This is a genomic window from Bacillus sp. FSL M7-0791 (genome assembly GCF_038627085.1).
Lineage (GTDB): Bacteria > Bacillota > Bacilli > Bacillales > Bacillaceae > Bacillus > Bacillus safensis.
The window spans coordinates 3,020,735-3,045,014 of the sequence record NZ_CP152022.1; the positions used below are offsets into that span (position 1 = coordinate 3,020,735).

Genomic DNA, 24,280 nt, shown 5'->3' on the forward strand with positions numbered 1-24,280 from the left:
ATATTAGCGGGAGACCGCATGTTTTACCTTACGCATCAGCTGCATCCGCTCTCGTTTTGTTCCTGCAAACAGATACAAGTAGCCCATATAGAGAATGAAACAAAGCCCGCCAATACAAAACAGCTCCCACCATGAAGTCACGTTATATACCGCCTGAATCCCTACGCAGATGCCCCAAATGAATAGCGCTCCTGCAAGTGGAACCAGCGCATGCTTGTAAAAGATGGTACGTTTCTGATTCGTGATCCTGGCCGTATAAAAAGGCAGAAACACGATATTTTTGATCAATAAAACCATTGCCCCTGCTGATGCAATGCCATATAAACCTAGCTGTAGCATATGAGTCAATCCATAGGCAAAAAGCACATTCGATACACCTAATATAAGTGTGACAACCGCAGGAACTTTCAATCGATTAAACACGGTCGGCACATATGTGAGTGGTAAAAACATCAAGGTCAAACATAAATAAGCCGCATGAATCATGAGAAGCCATTTCAGCTCTTCAAAGGCAGGCCCAAGCCATAAAAGCATGAGCGGACCAGCGAGACCTCCTAGAAGGGCGGCTGGGAACGCAACAAATAAACCGCTCCACTTAATGGCGTTTGCAGCATATTGAATGAGTCCCTCTTTATCCTGATTCGAATAAAATTTCGTGATCGTTGGTGCAAACACAACGGCCAGTGTCCCTGCCAGTGTGCGTAATAATAATGGAAACTGTAAAATCGCCGCATACTGGCCCGTCGCTTCCGCTCCAATGAGCAAGTTGGTCATCAATAAATCAATTTGTAAAAACAACAAAATCCCCATTTGCTCAAATGAATGCCAGACCCCTGATCGAACAAGAGTGAGACTAGACGATAATGAGACGTGCCGCCACTTAAACGAAAACCAAGGGATGAGTTTCTTAAAATAATAGATACCGATTCCCATAGCCGCTAAGCTTCCAATGACGGCCGCAAGTGGAATATGCCAAATGGCTGGTGTCGTCCATGTAAACAGGATGACAATCATCAGCGCCCTCAAAAACATTTGAATCGCCTGTCCAATACTTGATACATAGAGCTTATTCGCATAAAACGGAGCAGCCCCAATGCCAGACATGACGAAATTGAGCATAAATAAAAGACCCCCTAAAATAAAGGCGGTCTGTGTGTCTTTCACGAGATGAACAGGCACATGAAGCCATTCAACCAGCTGATAAGACACGAAAAGACAAAGCAAAAAGAGACTAATAGATAGTAAAAACGAACTGACGAAATAGGAAGCGAGATAGCGCTGCGCCTTCTCCATCTCTCCTTTATGAGCCGCCACAGAAAAAAATCGCACAACAACCGCACTTAACGAAGCCGTAATGACCGATAAATAGTTGATCATATTTTGCGTCAGATGGATTAAGCCGAATGCTTCCACTCCAAGCGTATGAACAATATAAGGTGTTAAACAAACAGACATAAGCATCATCAGGACAAACGTGATTAAGTTCGCACTGGCATTATAAAGAAACGCTCGATTCATTGTGCTTTCACGCAGCGTTTAAGAGCCCTCATCCAGCTTCCTCTCCCTTTTGACCGCTTGTTTTCATCAGCTGATGAATAGCCTCTTTCACAGCGGCCTCATTTGGTTCTTTTAAAAGGGTCATAAACGGAAGGTGAGCCACCCACTCAAATCCCTCCATCACCTTATGATCAAACGATCTAAGGACAACACACGGTGTATGAGTGATCGCACAAAAGATCATGCCATGCAGACGATCTGTCACGACGACCTGCGCTTGTTTTAACTCCGTCCACAAAGACGTTAACTCCTCTAAGCGAGTTGTTCGATCGACTCGTCTGCCAATTGTCGTTGTGATCAAACCGACTTGATCATATGTCTCTTGGATATGCTGCTGCAGCTGCTGGCGCTCCTCCTTTGTGAGATATGCTTCTTGATCCTCACGCAGACAAAGCAGAACCCCTTCACGTGTTTCATCCTTTGATGATTCATCTAATGACAGCACCATATCAGGCTGTTTCCACACATTTTGATCAGGAAAATGCTGCTTCATCCATTCATAGGTTGTTTGATCTCTTGCCATGAGGAGCAGTCTTGGATGCTGACTATACGTGTGAATGGCACGGCGTTCCTCTCGTTTCCCTCTCTTTGTTTCTGTAAAATGTACAGTAGCAGGCAGCTGGATCATGGGATAAGACTTGAAGGTCTTGATGATAAATTGTCTCGTCCATTCTTCGTACCGGTATAAATCCCCCATATTGCCCCCACCGATCATACAGACGATGTCTTCTGGATGCCGGCTGCGCTTTAGCGGACGGGCAAGGCGGTAGATCTCTTTCATGTCCACTTCTATGATGTTATAGGCTGGAAAGTGTTTCTTTAAAAAACAATAACTCGCATAGGCAATCGCATGATCCCCTAAATTATCATGGCCCGGCAGCAGCGTGAGAATGATTTTCTTCTGTTGACTCAGCTCTGGCAGCCTTTGGCGGCTCAGTCTATACTCAAGCGGATATTTGACCTTTAAGAGCAGCCACTCTGCGGTTTTTGCCTTCAATTGCTGCACTGTCAATCCCATCACCCCTATTTCCTTGTCTGATATTCGATCCATTTTTGATAGCTAGAAGCCGCGGCAGAAAGCGGATAAACCAATCGGCACTTAGCAAGAAATAAAATCATTCGCTTTCGTACTGTGAGCTTCGATGGTTCCACTTGTTTGACAGCATGCTGAAAGGCATCATGTGTGACCATTTCACGCATGTGATCAAGTTTTTCCTGAATAGAGAGATCATTTTGGCTCTTCCATTCGTTGAGCATACAATGAAGCGTATGATTGACGATAAAAAAGTCTAATGCTTTCTCATATAGAGAGATGTCATCATGCTCTTTTAAAAAAGAGCGCTGTGCATGATAAAAGGTCAGTCCATGATGAAAATACTGCTTCTGATATCGCTGTACAATAGATGACAGATGAACCCTGTAATAATAAAGAGGCTCATGAACAAAGGCGATACTGCGTGCTAAAGAAAAACAGCGCAGCGTCACATATTGATCTTCAATGTTCTCAAGCTCACCCCGCAGCGGAAATCGAATGTTGTGATTTTCCATAAAGGCACGCCGATACAGCTTATTCCATGAGAATCCAGTCAAGTCTCCGTGTAATAACGCTTTGATTACATCCGTTTTTTCGGCTGAGCGCTTGTCTAACAGCGTCGTTTCTATCGTTCGCTTTGACTGTTCAAATTGAATCCAATACTCGCTCACAACAAGATCTGCCCCGGTCATTTCGGCTTTTTCATACATAGCTTCACAGTAATGAGGAGCGAGAATATCATCTGAATCCACAAAGGCGAGATACGTCCCTTTCGCTTCCTCGATGCCCCGGTTTCTCACAGCGCCTAACCCTTGATTGGATTGATGGATTACCCGGAAACGCTCATCACGCTCAGCAAATGCTTCAAGCCATTCACCGCTGCGGTCGGTCGATCCATCATTGATAAGAATGACTTCTATATCGGAAAAACTTTGATCTGCAATTGATTGAAGACATTGCTCCACATATTGACTCGTATTGTAAACTGCGACCAATAGACTGATAGCTGGCATTACAGCATGCCCCACCTTTCTTCAAATCTACTTATTAAATATCGTTCTATACGGCAAAACCGAAGAATCGAACGGCATCAGCATGATGCTGTACAGAATATAGCAAACAGCAATCCCTACATACATAAACACATTAGACCGCTGATCAAAAATGCGTGTGAAATATGGCAGTAAAATGAGCTGATACAAGCCAAAATAAATATGAAATCTTGCATAAATGACATCCTTCGTTGCAAGGATGCCAAACAAGAAACCAAGCAAACAAAAATTCACAATATAATCACTCTCAGGCGTCAGCTCACGAAGTCGTTTTCGATAAAAGAAAGCAAGCAGAAGCGGCAAAATCAAGACACCGATTTTTGTCACATTCATTCCATTCGTATTCGTTGTGAGCCATTCCTCGTAATGACCATATGAACTGCCTTGCAGCATCACGACAAACACTGAGACAAAACGGTCATAAAGAGCGGTTAAGCCTAAGAACACCAGGCATAAGACCAGCATCATCCAAGACCAAGCCTTTGTTCTCACAATAAAATACACAGGAATCATGATGAGAGCGGATGAATGAAACAATGAACATACAAGGACGAGCGGAAAATACAATTTCCACTGTCCATTGATCACCAACCGGATGGCATAAAAAAGAATCGCTGCCACCATATACTGGCGCATGCCATTAAATGACGCATAATAATGAAAGGTCCCAAGAAAAAGCAGCATACTCAGCTCAAATGGACGGCCATATTGAATAAGCGTCTTGATGATAAAAAAATAAGTAATGGCTCCGACTGAGATATACATGATTTGCGGATCATGAGACAGTTGATTAAGCATCCATAAAATAAATGTAAACCCCGGATCCGTTGCGGCCTTATCCACACCGAATCCGAATATATGCCAAGGCTTTTCGTAGTTGATGGAGAACTCATACATCTGGCCATATGTGACAAAATCGGTTCCTACTTTATACCGAATACCAGCTACGATACAAAGAAACAGAAACGGAAAAAACACCAGAAGCTTATTAGGCCGCCATCCGCTTTGAATGGTATCATCACGCCTGCCGTAAAATGCGGCAAAGCTCGACCATAAATAGACCATGATCATGTTCACCAAATAAACTGCCATCTGCCCTTCCTTCCTTACAGTCCATATAGATTCATCACACGTGTAATATTCTGTTTCACATCAAACCCTCTTTTTTCAAGCTGAGAGATAATGGTCTCTTGAAGAGGAGGTTCTGCATGATATGCTTCAAGCACCGCCTTCATCCATTCATGCGCGGAATCTCGCAGGGACATCCTTTTCACAAGCCCGCAGCCTAAATCTACTTCCTCTGTAATATGATCTGAAATCACACAAGGCAGACCAGACGCCTGTGCTTCCACTAATACAAGCGGAAGACCTTCAAACAAGGAAGGCATCACAAATACATCAAATGCTTTCATATACTGTGGAACGTCTGATACGACGCCTGTAAAGACAATGTCCTCCATCAAGCCTGCCTTCTCTGCATACGATTCGACTACTTGCTTCAGCGGTCCATCTCCTACGAGGACAAGCTGAAATGAAACCCCTTGCTTCTTTAAGGTCTGTGCCAGCTCCATAAAAAAAACATGATTTTTTTGCTCATGGAACCGCCCAATATGACCGATGACCATGTTTTTTTCGTGAAGATGGAGCTGCTTTTTCATCTCTGCCTTTTCGTCTGGATCAGGCTGAAAAAAAAGGGATAAATCTATCCCATTTGGAAGCACCTCAACTTGCCCGTTCTGCATTTTTTTCTGTCCAAATAAAAAGACACCGGCATCCTCGCCGCATGCAACAAGCTGTGTAGAGAATGCAAAGATCAGCTGGCGAAATCCTTTGAGCATCATATGATCCAGCCAGTTTGGCGACTGCTTCCACGCTGTATTATGTGAATGGCAAATGCGCACCTTTACACCCGCTAGTTTGGCAGCAAGTGCGGAAAAACCCGTCTGAAAATCCGTATGTGCATGCACTGCCTGATAGGGCCCTGTTTGCCTAATTGTCTTGGTCAATGTTTTCACAAAAGCAACCGGAGAGGACGCCCCAATACTTGGGACGTAAAAGATGCGTCCCCCAAGCCGGCGAATTTCCTCATCATAATCACAGACGTCCTGCCGGTGAGTAATGAAATCAAATTGAAGGACATTCCTGTCGAGTGCACGATAGATATTCATAATCATCGTTTCAGCTCCGCCGCGGTTCATCCCGCCCACAATATGAAGCACGCGCTTTGGCTCACTCATCTCGAACCGCCCTCCTCTTCAGCATAGAAGACGACAGCTTCCGGCGATGATAAAGCTTCATGACCTTCGGTGACAAGCAGGCACGGACCACCGGCTTTAGAGCAAATAAATAGTCAAGCGGCGACAGCTTTAATAGCCAGCATGCTTTCAAAACGAGCCAGGCATTATCCATCGAATATCGAAACTTCCGCCGCTGAAAGGCCGCTTCATCCTCTCTCACCAGATATAACGGCTCTTGTAAATTAAAGCCTTTCCTCTCAGCAGCAAAAAAGCGGATCCAAAGATCGATATCTTCCATCCGCCTTGTTGTTTTTACAGAACGATATCCATGTAAAGCCTTGTAAGCAGAAGCCCTCATCATAATGGTCCCATGACAAAAAGGAGTCCCTCTTGCCAACACCTTCCGATCAGGCTCTGACACAAGTGCCCGCACACCCTTTGTTCCCGATTCATCAAAAACCGTCATCGCCGTACCGACCACATCATATTCAGGATATGTATCGAGGAAATGAACCTGTTTTTCTAAACGAACAGGCACTGATAGATCGTCGCCATCCTGCCTTGCAATCAACTCTCCCCTCGCTTCAGCCAGGCAGCGATTGAGACTGGCAGCGAGTCTTTGATTTTGTTGATTGCGGATCAGGCGAATTCTTTCAGGATGTCGTTTTGTATAAGACAGCACTTTCTCATAAGTGCCATCTGTTGATGCGTCATCACATATGATGAGCTCCCAGTTTTCATATGTTTGATGAAGAATAGATTCAATGCTTTCTTCTACTGTCTCTTGGCAATTGTAGACGCCCATGATCATAGACACCTTTGGTTTATGCATGCTGTATCACCTTCTCTGCTTGATCCATATAGATTGTATAAATTTCTTCCATTGCACTGACCGTCTGCTCCTGTGCAAATGCATGAGTCATAGAGCGTCCCGCTTTTCCCATGAGGGGCAGCTGATCTTTTTTGTCGTAGAGCTGCTGCAAGTAATCAGCTAAACTATTCACATCTTGCGGTTTAACTAAAAAACCATTGACGCCATGTTTGACAAGCTCACAATGTCCTCTATTCTCCGTTGCAATCACAGGTTTTTCTGCAGACATCGCTTCAAGCAGGTTCATGCCGAGCCCTTCTCTCAAGCTGGTGGAAACACATACATCGCTCATATGCATCCATTCCTCTATTTGTTTGCAAAACCCAGCAAAGTGGACATGTTTTTCAAGATGGAGCTGGCGGGTAAGCTTTTCATAGTTCGGCCTCATGGTCCCTTCCCCCGCAAACACGATCTTTATATTTGGTATTTTCCTAGACAGCTGTGCACATGCTTTGATGAGCATCCCTTGATTTTTATTCGTATTTAATTCGCCAGCACACAGCACGATAAAATCTTCCGAGGAAAAGCCATAGGCTGCGCGAAGGCTCTGCTTCTCTTTTTCATCGACAGGTGCGAACCGCTTCATATCCACACCCATACCGGGCACATAATAAACAGATGTCCACTCTTTTGATAGACGGTCGGCTCTTTTAAAATCTTCTCCATTAATGGTGATCAGAGCGTCTGTATAGCGGGCGAGAAATCTCTCTATTGGATAATAGAGCAGCCAGTTTTGAAGCGGCGCCCCCTGCCAAAAGTGAAAGCCATGTGCCGTGTAAAGAACCTTCGTTCCTTTTTTGCGCGTACCTTTGGCTGCGAGCCTGCCAATGACACTTCCCATTGGTGTGTGGCAATGGATGAAATCATAGTGCTCTTTCGCTAACAGCTTCTTCAGTTCTACATACGCAAGCCGGTTGCGTACATGAAAAGGAGAGCGCTGAATCGGAATTGAGTGAGCTTGATTCACATAGGGCAGCTTCAGCTGGCCGTTTGCCGCTGTATGCACTTCCCATCCTTGTTCCTGAAACCACCGGAAATACGGAAGATGAAAGGCCTTAAAGTGATAATCAACCGTTGCGCAAAACAAGACTTTTTTCTTCATTGGCAAGCGCTTCCTCCTCTCGTGTCATCTGATCGGACAACATATCATGCGACTCAATGGCAGCAAATAATGCTTGTCTCATCTGCTCTTCACTCATCATGTCAAATTCATGGATAAAACGGTTCAGCACATATGGGTCACCATCCAGCGCATGGCCGATGTGAATTTTCGGGAAGATTTGCTCCTGTGCTTTTTCATGCTGGGTGAGTAATTCCTCGTACATTTTCTCTCCAGGACGAATGCCTGTGAAAGTGATTGGAATCTGGTCTGTGGTGTAGCCTGAGAGGTGAATGAGGTTTTCTGCGAGGTCCACGATTTTCACTGGCTCCCCCATATCTAAAACAAAAATCTGTCTTCCTTCTGCCAGTGCACCTGCCTGAATCACAAGCCTTGATGCTTCTGGGATGGTCATAAAATATCTTGTCATGGCTGGGTGCGTGACCGTCACCGGCCCGCCTTGCTCGATTTGTTTCTTAAAAATAGGGATGACGCTCCCTCTGCTTCCGAGTACATTCCCAAATCGAACGGCAACAAATTTTGTTTCGCTGCTTGCCCCCATTTGCATGATCAGCATTTCAGCAAACCGCTTTGTGGCTCCCATCACATTGGCAGGGTTGACCGCTTTGTCAGATGAGATGAGGACGAATGTTTCAATGCCGTGCTCGTGTGCGGCTTCTGCGACATTTTTTGTCCCGATAATATTGTTTTTCACAGCTTCTTTCGGACTGATCTCCATGAGCGGAACATGCTTATGTGCCGCAGCATGATAAATCATATCCGGCTGAAATTGACCAACGATTTCACTCATTTTCTGTTTATCTTGAATATCCGCAATTTGTGGATAGAGTCTGATGCTGCCTCCATATAATTCTTTCAGCTCTAGTAAAATAGAATGAATGCTAAATTCTCCATGTCCCACAAGTACAATCGCTTGAGGAGCAAACACACAAATTTGACGGCAGATTTCTGATCCAATTGATCCGCCTGCTCCTGTGACCATGATCGTTTTTCCCTTTAAATGAGCAGATAGACGGCTCGTATCTAATTGAATCGGTTCTCTCCCTAGTAAATCCTCTGGCTGTACATCCCGTAATTGATTCAGCGCATGGGTTCCTTTTAAAATCTGCTCCATTTCCGGCATGATCTGTGTTTTGACTCCGGTCGCGACACATTCCTTATACAGCCCTTTTAAGGTGTGGCTGCTTTTGGACGGAATGGCGATGATAATCTTCTGAATATCCATCATCACGACAGCTGTTTGAATTTGTTCTTTTCCTCCTATAACAGGCAGACCCATAATTTCAAGCCGATGTTTCGTCTTGTCATCATCGATGAAGGCGACTGGCTCAATATGTACATCACTCGATTGCTGAAGCTGACGAACGAGCATGGTTCCTGCTGATCCGGCACCAATAATTAAGGCCCGCTCTTTTTCTGCCTGAAGCCGTTTGGCCCCGTCATGAAATAACCTAGAAGCCATACGAGATGCACCGATGAATAAGATATGAAAAAGCCACACGATGAATAAAAACCGAAATGGCCATGTCTGCACGAAAAGGTACAGCATCGTCATCGAAAATAAAAAAGAACACACAAAGGTCTTCATTAAAGAAAATAACTCTCTTACTCCTGTATAAGCCCATACTTGCTTGTACACATGAAAAATGCAGGCAAATATATGGTGCCCAATGAGCAGACTGAGTGAAGAAATGGCGAGCATTTCAAATGTATAAACGGTTAAAGCCGCCTCTTGGACAAATTGAAAACCAAAAAAGACGGCAACTAAGATGAGATATGAATCTAGTGCTACGATGATTGATAATCTTTGGGCGTAAGTCAACGCTCCTCCCCCTTTTTAAAGCATCACTATTCTTACGTAACATGGGCATCAAACCCGTCCTCACATCCCACTACTGATGACGAGCATCTAAGGCACGGTTATGCCCACAGCAGGATCGAGTGCCTCCATTGTTAAAGATTAGGAGACATCACCTATCAATCTTTTTAATACATATACAGCCTGCCCTTTTTCTCTTTCTTGCCATTTAGCATAGCTCCAAGCAGTTTACTTGTTGTTCCTTCTAATACTTCTTTTGATTTCTTCACAGCAGCAATCTTTGTTTTGCCGCTTAAGACAACGAGAATGCTCCCATCCGTCCGGTTCGCCAAAATCTTTGCATCTGCAACTGGCAGAAGCGGCGTGGAATCAACAATCACCATGTCATATTGCTGTTCAATCTCATAAAATAACTGCTTCATTACAGAAGAGGAGAGCAGCTCAGCTGGATTCGGCGGAATGGTTCCGCTCGGAAGCAGCTCTAAATGCTCAATCGGTGTCGGTAAAATGGCTTCTTCCAAGCTGCAATTATTTAATAGCACATTCGTCAAACCGGTATGATGACTCAAGTCAAAATATTCATGGACGGCCGGCTTTCGCAAATCAGCATCCATGAGCAGCACCCGCTTGTTCTGCTGTGCAAAAACAGCTGCTAAGTTTGCAGCCGTAAATGATTTCCCTTCCTTCGGTAAGGAGGAGGTCACTAATATCGATTTCAGCCTTGTTTGGATCGATGTGAATTCGATGTTTGTTCGGATCGTACGGAATTGTTCCGCAATGACAGAGTGAGGATTTAATACAGAAATACAGGATAAATCTCTCTTTTCTCTTTTCTTCCTCTTAAAGATCAATGTTCTGTCCTCCCGTTATGACGGACTGCTTGTCTTTTTTGGCCCTCCTGTCTGCCTGCATTTGATAGACACTGCCAAGCGACGGCAATCCGATCTCTTCTCTTATTTGATGTGTTCGTTTTACAGTATCATCGAGTAAATTCATTAAGAAAATGAGTGTCATGCCCCCTAATAAAGAGGCGCCTAGTGCCAGAACGATATGAACGAACTTCCTTGAATTCATCAGAATCGTGTTGGACAGCTTGGCTTCAGACAAAACATTAATGCGATCCATATTCATTGTTTTTTTGATTTCTTCTTGCAGCACCTCTGTTGCGGTATTCGCAATGGCGACTGCCTTCGCGCGATCCTCATCTTGTACAGAAATATTGATGACCTCAGACTCATTTTCTGTACTTGTGGCAATTTTGTGTTTTAGTCCTTCTGCTGATTCTGTGAGATGGAGTGTTTCTTTTACTTTTTCAATGACGATTGGGCTTTTTAATAAAACTTGAAAGGTACGTGTATATTGAAGGTTCATCTGAATATCGTTTAAATCTGCTTGTGCGTCATTGCTGCGTTTATGAACAAGAATTTGAGTGGTTGCCTGATATACAGGAGTCGAGACATAGAACTGATAATAGGCTGAAATGCCCGTTACGATCAGGACAATCAGGATCAGAAGGGCCATTTTCTCTTTAATGACAGAAAACAGCTGCTTAAAACCTATATTCTCATTCATAGATACCTCCCGATTTCATCATAAAAAGGTTATATATGGTTTCTTTTTGTTAATGATTGGATTATAAAAGATAATACCCGCAAAGAAAAATGTCATAATAGGTCTTATAGTTCTTTTTAAAGAACGAAATCGTTCGTTTTCTTTTGTTTACTTCCTGATTCTTACGTTTTTTAATTTTATAAAGAACAATTTATTTCTTATAATGAACGAAAAGGTCGCAGAACTATTCGCCGGTGAGAAGGGAGATCATTGATCGAATGATAGGCAAGGTGATACGCATTTACCGAAAGAGAAAAGGATACTCGATTCAGCAGCTGGCTGAGGATGCTCATGTCTCTAAGTCATATTTGAGCAAAATTGAGCGTGGTGTCCACAGAAATCCATCTGTCCAGTTCTTAAAAAAGGTATCCTCTTCACTAGAGATTGATTTACAAGAGCTGTTTGATGCAGAGACGATGATGTTTCATTACGCTGAGGGTGGTGAACACGAATGGCGGGAGCATATCGTAAGTGCCGTCCAATCAGGCATGCCTAAAGAAGAGCTCTATCAGCTGCTCCAAACGTACCGAAAGGAGCAGGAAGAGAAGTCGTTACATGTCACCCATAGAAAGCTGACTGATTCAAATATCGCAGAGTGGAAGCGTCTAATGAGTGAAGCAAAGGCAATTGGCTTAAGCATTGAGGAAGTAAAAGCTTTCCTCAACAACATGGGAGAACGCCGGGCGTAAGCCTTTCAGGAAGAATGATTGCGGGGAGAGGCGTTTGACGCTTCGATGAAAAAGAGCCTTTGTTTCATGAAAGGCTCTTTTTTGTGTTATTCTTCTTTTTTTGTTCGTGCTTTTTTCGTTATATCATTATTTTTCCAATAGGCCCATAGTGATGTAATTCCCAGAAAGGCCAGCGTGATGAATTGCTGAACGCCTTCTTCATCAATAGGAATTGGGCTTTTTCCCGCAGCAGTTAGCGCACTGTTAACAAGCGCCAGTAAAAGCAGCACAAGCCTTGCAATTGTACCTGCACTAATTTTTTGAACCTCCAACTGTAACCCCTCCCTTTCCTCTTCTCACGGGCGGTATTGCTCGTTCTCTCTCATATGTATGCATCAGCCGAATGAATAGAAGAACGAATCAAAAAAAGAGACATCATTCCTATATGCGGAATGATGCCTGATTTCATTTGCTATTTATTTAGAAAACATCTCTTTTGCTTCATCCAATGCCATTTTATTGCCTAGAGCTGAGTAATCGAGCCAAGGCTGATCGGCAATCGGATAGACTTGGTTTTTCTTCACTGCTTTTAGACCCTTCCAAATCGGAGTCTTTTCTAATTGCTTGAATGCCTGCTGCGCTTTATCATCACGGTTGACAACGACAAAGATCGCATCAGCATCATAATCAGGAAGAACCTCTTGAGAAATCACTTCAAATGGGCGCTTGCTGTCAAGCTTTTTCACACCATCAACAGGTGTCAGGCCTAAATCCTCGTATAAAATAGGACCCATTGGGCGCTTCATGCTAAATACGCGAAGCTCCTTTGCTGTCACACGGATCGCCATGACTTTTCCGTTTCCAATCTTTTTCTTGATGAGCGATTTGACCTCTTTTGCTTCTTGATTGTAATTCTTAATATATTGATCCGCTTCTTTTTCTTTATTGACGTGTTTGGCGATTTTTTTCAAATGATCCCGCCATGTGCCATCATTTAAATTAAACACTTCTGTTTTGGCGATCTTCTTATATTTCGATAAGTCTTGTCCGGCTAATTCTTCATCAACATAAATGACATCTGGTTGTAACGCAAGCAGTGATTCCATATCTGGATCAGCTGCAATGCCAAGCTTCTTCGTCTGACTCAGCTGCTTTTTCGCATGTGGAAGGAAATCTTTTAAGTCTCCTCCTACAACAGAGCCCGCCGGCTTGATACCGAGTGCTAACAAGTCATTTGTTAAATGAATAGACAAGGAAGCAATCTTTGGTGTGCCATTGGTCTTTTCATTTGTTGTATTCTTTGTTTCCTGTTGTCCGCAAGCGGCAAGCAGCAAGAAACAGAGCGTTAATCCAAATACTAGTAGTTTTTTCATGATGAGTTCCTCTTTCATATTTATTTCGTTTTAGTTAATAAATAGAGAAAATACGGGGCACCGATAAAGGCCACGACCACACCCGCCGGTATGGCATTTGGAGCAAAGATGGAACGTCCAATTGTATCGGCACTGACCAAAATCAACAAGCCAAGCAGCGCACTAACTGGTAAAAAATACTGATGCAGTGAACCGACAAGCCTCCTAGCCAAATGCGGGGCGACGAGGCCAATAAAGCCAATACCACCTGTCATTGAAACACTTGCACTAGCGAGGCCTACCGCTAAGGTCAAGAGGAGAAGACGTTTACGCTGGACACGTACACCTACACTTGAGGCGACAGCATCTCCTAATGTCAATGCATTGAGCGTGTTTGTCTGCATCAGCGTAAGCGGCACAAGGCATACAATCCAAGGCAGAAGCGCCAGCACATGAATCCAGTCTCTCCCCCATACATTGCCCACAAGCCACCTTGAAGCAAACGTATATGTATCTTCATCCAGCTTCAATGACAAATATAAGGTGAGTGCACTAAATCCCGCAGCAACCGCAATGCCAACTAAGATCAGACGGATAGGAACAAGCCCTTCATGCCGGTCATATGCAAGAAGCACGATGACCGCTGCCGCAAGCAATCCGCCGCCAAACGTAAAGAGCGGAATAAGAAGAGACGGATTGCCTTCAAGTGCGTGAAAATATGTCACAAACACAATTAAGCCAAAGGCTGCCCCTGCATTCAATCCAATAATCCCAGGGTCGGCCAGCGGGTTACGGGATAAGCTCTGCAAAATGCCGCCAGCAATGCCAAGACCAATACCAGCTAACATCGTCACCACGATTCGAGGCAGACGATAGTCAAACAGCACCGTTTCACTTTGGAAATCTCCAAAGCCAAATAACGTCTTGACGACCATGACAGGGCTAAGTTTCAGTGTACCGGTATTTAAACTATACAGCACAACAGCCGCACTCAGGCAAAACAAAACGAGTGTCACGACAAGAGCACGCTGTTTCTCTCTCATGACAGGTTCCTCCCTTCTTTTCTGGCAATGTATAAGAAGAAAGGAACACCAACAAGTGCCACCATCACGCCAATGGCAAGTTCTCTTGGCGGATTGACTGTACGGCTGGCAAGGTCTGCAAAGACAAGTAGCATTGCGCCTAGTATCGCTGACATCGGAATGACGAAACGATAGTCTACACCAACAAGCTTTCGTGCAATATGCGGGATGACGAGACCGACAAACCCAATCGATCCGACTGCTGATACAGAAACCCCTGCTAATAACACAGCAGCAGTCATTCCTAGTATTCGCACTTGCCGTGTTTTCACCCCTAAATTTGCCGCTGTATCTTCACCGAGCGATAGTAAGGAAAGTGACCGGCCTAATAGCATGGCCCATACGATCACAATCAGAATAACCGGGGCGAGAATCGTCAGCTGCGGCCATTTCACACCAGCTACCCCGCCTGCATACCAAAAAGCCAAATCCTGACTCAGGTCAAAATAAATCGCGATCCCAGAGCTGAGCGCATGAAGCAATGCGGCTACAACCGCTCCTGCCACAGTGAGGCGCAGCGGTGTCAATACACCGCCAGCCGCTCCAATCGCAAAGATCAGCAGCGTACTGAGCACAGCACCAATAAAGGAAAAAAACATCAGTGCTGAATAAGGTATTCCCGGGAAAAAAGCAAAACAGAGAGCGACCACAAACATCGCACCGCCATTAATGCCCAAAATCCCCGCATCTGCCAGTGGATTTCTTGTGATGCCCTGCATAAGAGCACCCGCTACGGCAAACGCCGCTCCCACTAGAGCTGCTCCTAAAACACGTGGAAGTCTTAATTCATGGATGATCTGCTGCTCTGTGACATTTGACTGGTAGTCAAATACAGCTGTCCAAACCGTTTGCAGAGACAATGTTTTTGCACCGTATGACACAGCAAAAAACATGGCAGCCGCTAAACCAATGACGGCGAGAAAAAATATCAAAAAGAACAGAATATGTGATGATCGTTTTTGTTGCGGTTTTCGCTTATCCTGCAAAATCGGTGTCATCCTTTTCTTCATTAAAAGTCAGTTTGAAAATGAGAATCATAATCAACAAAATTATAGCCGTCAGCCTCTAAAAAATCAATGTACACCCCTTTTTTTAATTAATGAAGGTATATGCGGAGCATCGGGGTGGGAGGTTCTTTTTGCCGCTCAGCACGGCCTATCATTTTTTCTCCTAGTTTAATAGGAAAATAGTTGACAGTTCACATGAATATCCCCTAAAATTACAAAAGTAAGACAAATGTTATAAAAATATTACAAACAGATGTCAAACTAATAAAGAATGACCCGTCATGAGAGGAGATTTGAAAGTTGTGTCAGTAAAGGGAAAATGGAGTATCGTCCTATTTGCGCTTGCAGTCGTCATTGGAGCAGTTGCTTTCTTTCAAAATCAACAAGCAAGCGGTACAGAGAAGAAAAATGTAAAGCAGGATACGAACTATAAAAACGTAGAAATTGTCACTCTCGTAAATGACGGGAAATTTATGAGATATGCAGTCAACTATCCTCTTTTTCATCAAAAAGAGCTAGATGACAAGATTCAAAGCTATGCCAATTCAGCATTAGAGCATTTCAAAAAAACATTCAGTGAAGCAAAGGATATTGATGAAAATAAACGCTATGAACTGAATATTGATTATGAAATGGTGCATTATGCGAAGCAGTCTGCTGCCATCCGCTTTACGACCTATACGTATACTGGCCAGCAAAGTGGAACCACCAATCATCTCACGATTAACTTTGATTTTCAGAAAAAAACCTTTCTTGACACCAAAGATTTATTTCTGCCTAAAACCAATTATTTAAAGAAATTATCCTATATTACATATACAGAGCTTCGAAAGGATAAAACCTTATCTAAGGATCAGCCTCTCCTTCAGAAGGGAACAGCCCCTGATGCTCAAAACTTCAGTCAATTTGCCTTGAAAGACAAATATGTAGAATTTTATTTCCCTGCATCTCAAGTAGCAGCAGAGGATCTTGGGCCGCAAACACTCGCAATCAAAAAGACATTGCTGAAGGACATATTAAAGCCAGATTATATGGATAAACTCAAAAATAAAAATGAAATGAAAGAACCGAATCCAAAAAGAAAAGCCGTCAAGCTGCCGCAAAAATCAAAGCTTGACCCGAATAAAAAAGCCATCGCACTCACATTTGACGATGGTCCGAATCCAGCGACAACCTCAAAAATTTTAGATGCGCTGAAGGCAAATAAAGGACATGCCACCTTTTTCGTATTAGGCAGCAGGGTGCAATATTACCCTGGAATGCTTGCCGATATTTTAAAAGGCGGGAATGAGATCGGAAACCATTCCTACAATCACCCTTTATTAACAAGACTGCCTTTAGAAGAAGCGGTGAAACAAGTGAAGGACACCCAGCAGCTGATTGAGAAAGCAAGCGGATATACACCTACGCACTTTAGACCACCATATGGCGGTACAAATCAAGATATCAATCATGCAATTGGGATGAAGGTCACTTTGTGGGATGTTGATCCTGAAGATTGGAAAATCCGCAACAGCCAGCAGATCACAAACCGCGTTCTCTCACATGCAGCAGATGGCAGAACAGTGTTAATGCACGATATTTATGAAAGCTCAGCCCAAGCAGCAGTAAAGATCATCCATGAACTCACCAAACAAGGCTACCAGCTCGTCACAGTGAGTGAACTTGAACAATTAAAAAAAGAACGACATGAACAAACCCCTGTAGAGTAAACAGGGGTCTCAGATTGTTGACAAAGGGCTAAAATGATCTTTATTTTAGCCCTTTGTCTTCTTTTCAGCGTGATGGAAAACCTTTGAAGTCTAGGAAGGACGAGTACTGGAGCGGAGCGAATTGTACATTCGTGAGCACCGGCACGCAGGACTGACAAAGAATGCGAGGGTTTGTCCGCGCGCTGAAACCCCTGTAGAGTAAACAGGGGTTTTCTTTTATGCCTCCAAAGACTTTTTTTGTTTCAATAATGCTTGAAATGTCTCTTCAAGCTCTTGCGACGGCTCAATACTTAAACGGCTGAGCACTTCAGACAGCTGCATATCAATTAACAGAAGCTCCTCTTCTCTATTTGTCACAGCTGGTTTTTCTTCCTTTTGTTTATAGGCTTCATATGTGCCGTCAAATGCTTCAATACGTTCCTCATGAATATGGAAAATATGAGTGGCAACCTCCTCAATCAGCCTGCGATCGTGGGAAACAAACACAACGGTACCTGGGTAATCTTTCAATAGACCTTCAAGTGCTTCAACTGCCGCCAGATCTAAAAAGTTCGTCGGTTCATCCAGCATGAGAACATTGGCATCACTGACGAGTAAGGAAGCAAGCATCGTCTTCACCCGTTCTCCCCCGCTTAATACATCAACAGGCTTGTGCACATCATCCCCTCTAAATCCTAGTCTCGCCAAAACCGTTCGAACCACTGTTTCATCTTGAACCGCCTCTTTCAGCGCATTTTGTAAAATCGATTCATCTACCTTCAATCCTGACAGATCCTGACGAAAATAGGCTAGCTTGACAGCCTCTGAACGAGTAACTCCGGGATGTCCATTCACTAACATACGGAGAAATGTCGTTTTTCCGCTCCCGTTCTTTCCGATAATGGCAACTTTGTCTCCGCCCCTCACTTCCACATTCGCCTGCCTCCAAAGCACTTTATCTCCCGCCTTGCCATCTACATTTTCCACTCTCAAAATGGTACGGCTTGCTGTTTCCTTCATCGTATGCTGAGTCATTTGAATGGGCTGAATGTCCTTTACCTTCTCCACCTTTTCTAATTTCTCCATCCTTGTTTCAATGGATTTGGCTGTTTTTTGCAGTTTTTTTTGCTTATTTGCATAGTAGGGCTTTGCAATTTTAGGTCCTGAGGATTTCACCTTTTGGGAGGGCTTTGTCGCTTTGTCCGCCTTTTTCTTTTTCTTTTCCAGTGCATGCTCTAACTGTTTTTTCTTTTGTGTATAAGCTTCATACGCTTCCACCTGCTGACGATGTGCCAGCTCTTTTTGCTGTGCAAAATGCGTGTAGTTGCCTTTGTAATGATGAAGCTGCCCATGATCCAGCTCCCAAATCTCCGTACATATTGCATCTAAAAAAGCACGATCATGCGAAACAACAATGAGAGCTCCTTGATAATGACGCAGCTTTTCTTCCAGCCACTCAATGTGCTCCGTATCCAAATGAGTGGTCGGTTCATCTGCTAATAAAAGGGCAGACGGCCGGCTTAATGCTCTTTCAATATAAGTCTGGGTCATTTCACCGCCACTCTGTCTGCCGTCTCCTTGTTTCAATTGAGGAAGCAGCGTACAGACCGCTGTGGCGGCAACCGTGCCGCTGTCTGGTGTTTCCTGTCCTGCCAGCACATGCAATAAAGTCGTTTTTCCGCTGCCATTTATCCCTACAAGACCAATGCGGTCACCTTGATGGATGGCGAGCTCCTCAATATCAAATAACAAGCGATCTTTTCGAAATACCTTTAACTGATTGGCTTTTAATAACATCCAATCCTCTCCTTTCGTATCAGGAGACATGAAAAAGCCTCCCATTCTCAGAATAGGAGGCAAAATGGTGTACAAAAATAAGCGGATTGATCCAGTATGGTGTGCCGTTCCTATTTGAACACACACATCCCACGTATCAATCACTTCATTTTTTGATTCCCAAGCTGTACCATCCTATTCCGAAGCTAAAAAATGAAAACGCAGCAAACATGGCAAACGGATCGTTTGCTCACTGCCTTCGTTCGTTCATTTTGCTTACAGGTCATAGGATTAGTACTTCATTGCATTGGGTCACCCTTCCGTCGTTTGTTACGTATACGATAAAAGATTGGTTATTTTTTGTCAAGCTGAAATGGCATAAGTGAGTCGATTAACTGGAGTGTAAATGGATGGGACACTTCAAACAGTTCGTCCTTTTTGCATTCTTCCACTAGGCTTCCTTCATGTAAAAATAGAAGGCGGTCACATAGATACACCGCTGCTTCTACATCATGAGTAATGAGAAGCATGGTCATGTCTAGCTCTTGTTTTAATGTCTCAAGCAGCTCCAATATTTGTACTTGAACAGAGACATCCAGTGAGCTCAAGACTTCATCTAGTATGAGAATGGCTGGATGCGTCGATATGGCTCGTGCGATGCACACTCGCTGGAGCTGACCACCGCTTAGCTGGTGAGCATATTGATTCAGTACAGACGAGGGCAGTCTGACTTGCTCAAGTAATGACAAAACCTTCTGATCCAGATTCTGACTCTGCTTTAACAAACGCATCGGTTCTGCTATGATCTCTTTCACCGTAAAGGAGGGATGAACAGAAGATAGATAATCCTGAAAGACAACACTCATTTTCCCCCGGTTCATCCTTCGCCATTTGTCAGCTGTCATACCATCAATCTGTACCTCGCCTCCATCTATTTTTTCTAAACCGAGCAGGATACGTGCCAATGTACTTTTGCCACTTCCGCTCTCACCGACTAATCCGGCACATTGTCCTTTTTCGATTTGAAACGAAACATTTGATATGCGGTCTTTTGGTTTCTTTTGATTTGAAAAAAGACCTTTCTTCTCACCGTGTTTGACTAGATCGAAAGCTGTGATCAACATGGAAACGCCTCCACTCTCTTCTGCTGCCGCAGTGCTTCAGTAGGGGCAGATAATCGAAGCCTCGTCTCAAGTAAATGCTTTGTTTGGGGATGCTCGGGTGATGTGAACACTTCCTTGGCTGACCCATGCTCAAGCATTACTCCTTGGTGCATGACCATCAACTCATCAGCGATTGCCTGAACGACGCCTAAATCATGCGTTATGACGATCAAGGTAACACCAGTTTCTTCCTTTAGACTGTGTAATTGTCTGATGACCTCACGCCCATTAAAGGCATCAAGTGATGCAGTTGGCTCGTCTGCAATGATCACGTCTGGAGAAAGCATCATCGTGATGCCAATCATCACACGCTGAAGCATTCCTCCAGACAGTTCATACGGATACTTTTTCATCAAATCATATGGATTTTTTAAATGGACACGTGTAAGCCCAGCCATAGCATGTGCTTTCCCTTCTTTCCCTCGTAAGCCCAAATGCTGCTGAAATGTTTCCACCATTTGATGACCTATCGTTTCGATAGGGTTGAATGCATTCATGACATCCTGTGAGATGAAACCTATTCGTTTACCCCGCCATTGATGCGCTTCTTGATTTGTTAATGTTTTGCCGTCAAAAATGATCGTTCCTTCCACTTCTAGCGAAGGGGCGACAAGATCAATTAACGCTTTGGCGACAGTTGATTTTCCACTGCCACTTTCTCCAATGACGGCTAAACAGCGTTGTTGATGTAAAGAAAATGTGATATTCGTCACTATATTCTTTTGCTGCTGTGGATCATGTACGGACAGATTTTTTACGTCGATTAAAGGCAAATGGCCTCACCCCTTTCTTTCTGGTATGATGCATGGCAGGATTCGCGGCATGCTGAAGGCTGTCTCCTAAAAAGCTCAACGCCATGACCACAAACAAGATGGCAAGTCCAGGCGCAAGCATATGGGCTGGATGTGTCACCATGACATTCTTCGCCTCGTTGAGCATCATGCCCCATTCTGGTGTAGGCGGACTCACACCTAATCCAAGAAAAGACAGTGCTGATATATTTAAGATCACCCAGCCCGCATCAAGTGTCGCAAAAACAGCAATTTCTCCTGAGATGCGAGGAAATAGATGTCTCCTCAATATGTAAAAGGGTTTGCCGCCAGTCACCTTTGCAAATTGAACAGAAGGTTCATTCGCATATTGAAGGACAGACGACCGAATCATTCTTGTATACCAGGCCCATTTCGCTAGGACATTCGCCAAAATAATATTGAATAGTCCAGGTCCGAGTATTCCCACAACCGCAAGAATCATCACCTCTGCTGGAAAGGACAGCATGACATCACACAGCCTCATCAAAACCCCATCCACCTTTCCTCGAAAGAAACCTGCCATGAGTCCAAGTGCGCTGCCAATGAGCATCGTGATACACATGGTCAGCATAGCTGCAAGCATTGTTGTCCGAATGCCATATAAAAGCCGCGATAATACACATCTCCCTAGATGATCCGTTCCGAGTGGGTAAGTAAGACTGATACCGGCATATTTTTGGAGAATGTTCGTATTTGTTGGATCATGTGGTGCTAACATTGGAGCAAACAGTCCAGCTAATGCGACAAGCGCTAACAGCCAGATTGAAAGAATCGCCATACGGTCTTTTCTTAATTGATGCCACCCTATCATTGTTGTCATACCTCCTTTCTCAATTGCGGATTCATGGTCATTTGCATCATATCAGCGATGAGATTACACATAACAAACAGGAACCCCATCACAAACAAATAGGCTTGAATAATGGGGAAGTCCGCATGGAAAATAGCCGTTACACACAACCGGCCAACCCCAGGCCAAGCAAAAAGGTTCTCAATAATAACAGTTCCCGCAATGAGCTTTGGAATAGACATGCCAAGTGCTGTTACCGCTAATTGCAGGGCATGCCTCAAGATTTTCAGTTGAACGGTTCGTTCCTTTAAACCACGTGCTCTTGCATAAAAAACAAAGGGCTCGTGCTGAAATTTTAGAATTTGATTACGTATTAGTCTCACATAGGTCGATAAGTAGCCAAATGATAATGTGACAGCTGGAAGAAGAATCGATTTGAATCCTTCCATTCCACTCGTATTGACCCAATTGAATTTGACAGAAAAAAGCCAAATCAACAAAATCCCCAGCCAAAAACTAGGCATTGAAGCGGCGATAAACACAAAGGCTCTCAATAAACGGTCCACCCAAGTGTGAGCAGCATATGCACAAATCACTCCAAATAATAAACTCAACACAATGATGAAAAAAAGCGCTGCTCCTGCAAGCTGCAATGTCGCAGGCAGCGCCTCCATGATAAGATCAAAAACGGGCTCCTGATTGACATAGCTTCTGCCAAAATCACCTGTTAATCCATTTTTTAGCCATGTAGCATAGCGGATGAAAAACGGCTGGTCTAAGCCTAACTCCTGCCGCATCGATTCAATCATTTCTTCTGTTGGAGTGACTTGATTCACCCGCAAAGCGACCTCTGCTGGATCACTTGCCCGCATCGTCAGCAGTACAAAAGCAAAGAAGGTGATGAAGATCATAAGCGGAAAAAGCATCAATATTCGTTTTAAGAGATAGCGAGTCATGTCTCTACCTCCGTTTTATGACGCAAAATACATACGGTCAAATGGGATTTCATACTGAGATACATGAAAACCTACGCCTTTCAGGCGCTTATTATAAACAGCCTTTGTCACAGAATATGAGATTGGGAGGTAGACATTTTCATCATGGATATACGTCAATATTTCTTGATACATTTGTTTCCGCTTTTGCTCATCTGGTTCTACTAATACTTCTGTAATCGTCTCGTCCAGCCACTTTTTCTTTTTCAGTCCTAATTGAGCTTGATAATCAGCATGGGATGCTACACGGAATGAAGAGACATAAGTTTGTGGATCATAAGGAAGCCCCCAAGACAGCGAGTACATCAGATCGAACTTTCCTGTTTTTTGGCGATCTAAGAATGCCTGTTTTTCTTCTCCTCTAATATCCAGCTTGATCCCCACCTGCTTGAAATCTTGTTGAATCGATTCACTGATCGTTCTTTCGCCTGCATTATCGGAATTATAGTAAATAGCCACACTCAGCAGTTTGCCATTTTGATAGCGATACCCGTCTTCTTTCATCTTCCAGCCTGCATCATCCAATAATGCCTCTGCTTTCTTCTTTTGATAAGTTTTCTTTTTCAATGGAATATCTGCGTAAGGGACTGAAGGGGCAAGCAATGTGTGTGCCACCTTTTCCGTTCCATTTAAAATGCCTTCTGTGATCATGTCCTTTTGAATGGCGTATTGAAACGCTTCTCTTACTTTCGGATCTTTTGTGATTGGCTGGTTTGAATTAATAACAATCGATCTTGAACCAACAGGAGGGCTCACGGTTACACCATATTGACCTGCTTCTTTTAAAGCCTGGAATGAGTCTCCATCGATCATGTCACCATCTGCTCCAAATAAAAGATCAATCTCTCCTTTTTGAAGCGCAAGTAAGATGGTTTGGTGATCCGGCATGACTTTCCATTTCACAGTTGAAATTTTCGGCTTTTTCCCCCAATAGTGGTCATTCATTTCAAAAACAGCATATTGATTTTTCTTATGTTCCTTTAGCACATAAGGACCTGTACCTGCATAGCTTTTGACTCCTTTTGCAGTCGTTCCATCAATGAAGCTTTTTGGAGAAATAAAACGGAAGGGGCGTGTTAAGCCCAGCTCTTCTAACGTAGGATAATAAGGCTCTTTCAACGTGAGAACAAATGTATCGTCATCTACCGCCTTTGTGGATTTGATTTCGGATACAAGATTAAGCCAAGCGTTCTTTTCAATATTTTTGACGACAGCATCAATATTCAATTTCACTGCCTTTGCATTAAAAGGCTCACCATCTGAAAAAGTCACACCTTTTCGAAGATGAAAGGTGTAGGTCCTTCCATCCTTTGATATGTCCCAGCTTTTCGCTAAGGCAGGCTGAACACCCTTCTCTGTATTGACGACAAGCGATTCAAACACCATATTTTGAGCAGCCATCTCTCCACCGTATAGATGGGGATTGATGTCCCTGATATCTTTTGTACTTGCATACACGAGCTCATCTTCTTCTCTATCATTGCTGGAAGATGCTTTGTTTTCAGAGCATGAGGCCAATAAAAAACAAGCCATCACTGAAAACAGCATCAAGGTGTATGTCACATAGGGATGCCTTTTCTCATATTTCTTCTTTATGTAAACTGGTTGATCACTCATATGTACTTCCCCCAATTCAAAATTATC

Annotated in this window: 22 protein-coding genes; 2 read left to right on the forward strand and 20 right to left on the reverse strand. The window is 43.7% G+C overall.

Going from position 1 to position 24,280, the window contains the following annotated elements; translation table 11 throughout:
• Positions 1–3: 3 nt before the first annotated feature.
• From MHI08_RS15625 to MHI08_RS15670, 10 genes are all read right to left on the reverse strand, one after another.
• The gene (locus MHI08_RS15625; protein ID WP_342499753.1) at positions 4–1,518 is read right to left on the reverse strand and encodes an MATE family efflux transporter; all 1,515 of its coding nucleotides are present in this window, start codon (positions 1,516–1,518) and stop codon (positions 4–6) included.
• A gap of 28 nt (positions 1,519–1,546) precedes the next feature.
• Positions 1,547–2,575 (reverse strand): polysaccharide pyruvyl transferase family protein, encoded by a 1,029-nt coding sequence (locus MHI08_RS15630; protein ID WP_286098749.1) that lies wholly within the window; start codon positions 2,573–2,575, stop codon positions 1,547–1,549.
• Positions 2,576–2,580: 5 nt separating this feature from the next.
• A complete protein-coding gene (locus tag MHI08_RS15635; RefSeq protein WP_342499754.1) occupies positions 2,581–3,603 on the reverse strand; it encodes a glycosyltransferase in 1,023 nt (340 codons plus the stop codon).
• 27 nt (positions 3,604–3,630) lie between these two features.
• Positions 3,631–4,734 (reverse strand): EpsG family protein, encoded by a 1,104-nt coding sequence (locus MHI08_RS15640; RefSeq protein WP_025094022.1) that lies wholly within the window; start codon positions 4,732–4,734, stop codon positions 3,631–3,633.
• A 14-nt stretch (positions 4,735–4,748) separates the two neighbouring features.
• Positions 4,749–5,879: a glycosyltransferase family 1 protein gene (locus tag MHI08_RS15645; protein ID WP_218677063.1), complete on the reverse strand. Its 1,131-nt coding sequence runs from the start codon at positions 5,877–5,879 to the stop codon at positions 4,749–4,751.
• Complete coding sequence (locus MHI08_RS15650) at positions 5,872–6,711, reverse strand: glycosyltransferase (protein ID WP_218677064.1); 840 nt, start codon at positions 6,709–6,711, stop codon at positions 5,872–5,874. The genes MHI08_RS15645 and MHI08_RS15650 overlap by 8 nt, the downstream gene beginning before the upstream one ends.
• Complete coding sequence (locus MHI08_RS15655) at positions 6,704–7,852, reverse strand: glycosyltransferase family 4 protein (protein ID WP_342499755.1); 1,149 nt, start codon at positions 7,850–7,852, stop codon at positions 6,704–6,706. Before MHI08_RS15655 ends, MHI08_RS15650 begins: the two co-directional genes overlap by 8 nt.
• Positions 7,818–9,692, reverse strand: a complete 1,875-nt coding sequence (locus MHI08_RS15660) for a nucleoside-diphosphate sugar epimerase/dehydratase (RefSeq protein ID WP_342499756.1) — start codon at positions 9,690–9,692, stop codon at positions 7,818–7,820. The genes MHI08_RS15655 and MHI08_RS15660 overlap by 35 nt, the downstream gene beginning before the upstream one ends.
• A gap of 164 nt (positions 9,693–9,856) precedes the next feature.
• A complete protein-coding gene (locus MHI08_RS15665) occupies positions 9,857–10,540 on the reverse strand; it encodes a CpsD/CapB family tyrosine-protein kinase (protein WP_024423527.1) in 684 nt (227 codons plus the stop codon).
• Positions 10,530–11,261 carry a Wzz/FepE/Etk N-terminal domain-containing protein gene (locus MHI08_RS15670; protein ID WP_024423528.1) on the reverse strand — a complete coding sequence of 244 codons (732 nt, stop codon included), beginning with the start codon at positions 11,259–11,261 and terminating at the stop codon, positions 10,530–10,532. Before MHI08_RS15670 ends, MHI08_RS15665 begins: the two co-directional genes overlap by 11 nt.
• A 257-nt stretch (positions 11,262–11,518) precedes the next feature.
• Here MHI08_RS15670 and MHI08_RS15675 point away from each other — a divergent pair, with 257 nt between their 5' ends.
• A complete protein-coding gene (locus tag MHI08_RS15675; protein ID WP_024426096.1) occupies positions 11,519–11,989 on the forward strand; it encodes a helix-turn-helix domain-containing protein in 471 nt (156 codons plus the stop codon).
• Between the two features lie 86 nt (positions 11,990–12,075).
• Here the strand turns inward: MHI08_RS15675 and MHI08_RS15680 are convergent, their stop codons facing one another.
• From MHI08_RS15680 to MHI08_RS15695, 4 genes are all read right to left on the reverse strand, one after another.
• Positions 12,076–12,300 carry a phage holin gene (locus tag MHI08_RS15680; protein ID WP_024423530.1) on the reverse strand — a complete coding sequence of 75 codons (225 nt, stop codon included), beginning with the start codon at positions 12,298–12,300 and terminating at the stop codon, positions 12,076–12,078.
• A gap of 144 nt (positions 12,301–12,444) precedes the next feature.
• Positions 12,445–13,341 (reverse strand): iron-hydroxamate ABC transporter substrate-binding protein, encoded by an 897-nt coding sequence (locus MHI08_RS15685; protein WP_080780829.1) that lies wholly within the window; start codon positions 13,339–13,341, stop codon positions 12,445–12,447.
• A gap of 20 nt (positions 13,342–13,361) precedes the next feature.
• Entirely contained in the window at positions 13,362–14,363 is a 1,002-nt protein-coding gene (locus MHI08_RS15690) for an iron ABC transporter permease (RefSeq protein ID WP_335371572.1), read from the reverse strand.
• On the reverse strand, positions 14,360–15,388 hold the full coding sequence (locus MHI08_RS15695) for an iron ABC transporter permease (protein ID WP_081372098.1): 1,029 nt from the start codon (positions 15,386–15,388) through the stop codon (positions 14,360–14,362). The genes MHI08_RS15690 and MHI08_RS15695 overlap by 4 nt, the downstream gene beginning before the upstream one ends.
• 323 nt (positions 15,389–15,711) lie before the next feature.
• Here MHI08_RS15695 and MHI08_RS15700 point away from each other — a divergent pair, with 323 nt between their 5' ends.
• Complete coding sequence (locus tag MHI08_RS15700) at positions 15,712–17,121, forward strand: polysaccharide deacetylase family protein (protein WP_075623629.1); 1,410 nt, start codon at positions 15,712–15,714, stop codon at positions 17,119–17,121.
• Between the two features lie 216 nt (positions 17,122–17,337).
• Here MHI08_RS15700 and abc-f read toward each other — a convergent pair whose 3' ends face one another.
• From abc-f to nikA, 6 genes are all read right to left on the reverse strand, one after another.
• A complete protein-coding gene (gene abc-f / locus MHI08_RS15705) occupies positions 17,338–18,897 on the reverse strand; it encodes an ABC-F type ribosomal protection protein (RefSeq protein WP_198527746.1) in 1,560 nt (519 codons plus the stop codon).
• A 332-nt stretch (positions 18,898–19,229) separates the two neighbouring features.
• Positions 19,230–20,000, reverse strand: a complete 771-nt coding sequence (locus MHI08_RS15710) for a dipeptide/oligopeptide/nickel ABC transporter ATP-binding protein (RefSeq protein WP_041107894.1) — start codon at positions 19,998–20,000, stop codon at positions 19,230–19,232.
• Positions 19,994–20,812, reverse strand: coding sequence for an ABC transporter ATP-binding protein (locus MHI08_RS15715; RefSeq protein ID WP_041107896.1), 819 nt, complete (start codon positions 20,810–20,812; stop codon positions 19,994–19,996). The genes MHI08_RS15710 and MHI08_RS15715 overlap by 7 nt, the downstream gene beginning before the upstream one ends.
• Positions 20,775–21,662: a nickel/cobalt ABC transporter permease gene (gene opp1C / locus MHI08_RS15720; protein WP_041107898.1), complete on the reverse strand. Its 888-nt coding sequence runs from the start codon at positions 21,660–21,662 to the stop codon at positions 20,775–20,777. Before opp1C ends, MHI08_RS15715 begins: the two co-directional genes overlap by 38 nt.
• A 5-nt stretch (positions 21,663–21,667) precedes the next feature.
• Complete coding sequence (opp1B, locus tag MHI08_RS15725; protein WP_041107900.1) at positions 21,668–22,597, reverse strand: nickel/cobalt ABC transporter permease; 930 nt, start codon at positions 22,595–22,597, stop codon at positions 21,668–21,670.
• Positions 22,598–22,612: 15 nt separating this feature from the next.
• Positions 22,613–24,253: a nickel ABC transporter substrate-binding protein gene (gene nikA, locus MHI08_RS15730; protein WP_041107902.1), complete on the reverse strand. Its 1,641-nt coding sequence runs from the start codon at positions 24,251–24,253 to the stop codon at positions 22,613–22,615.
• Positions 24,254–24,280 lie beyond the last annotated feature (27 nt).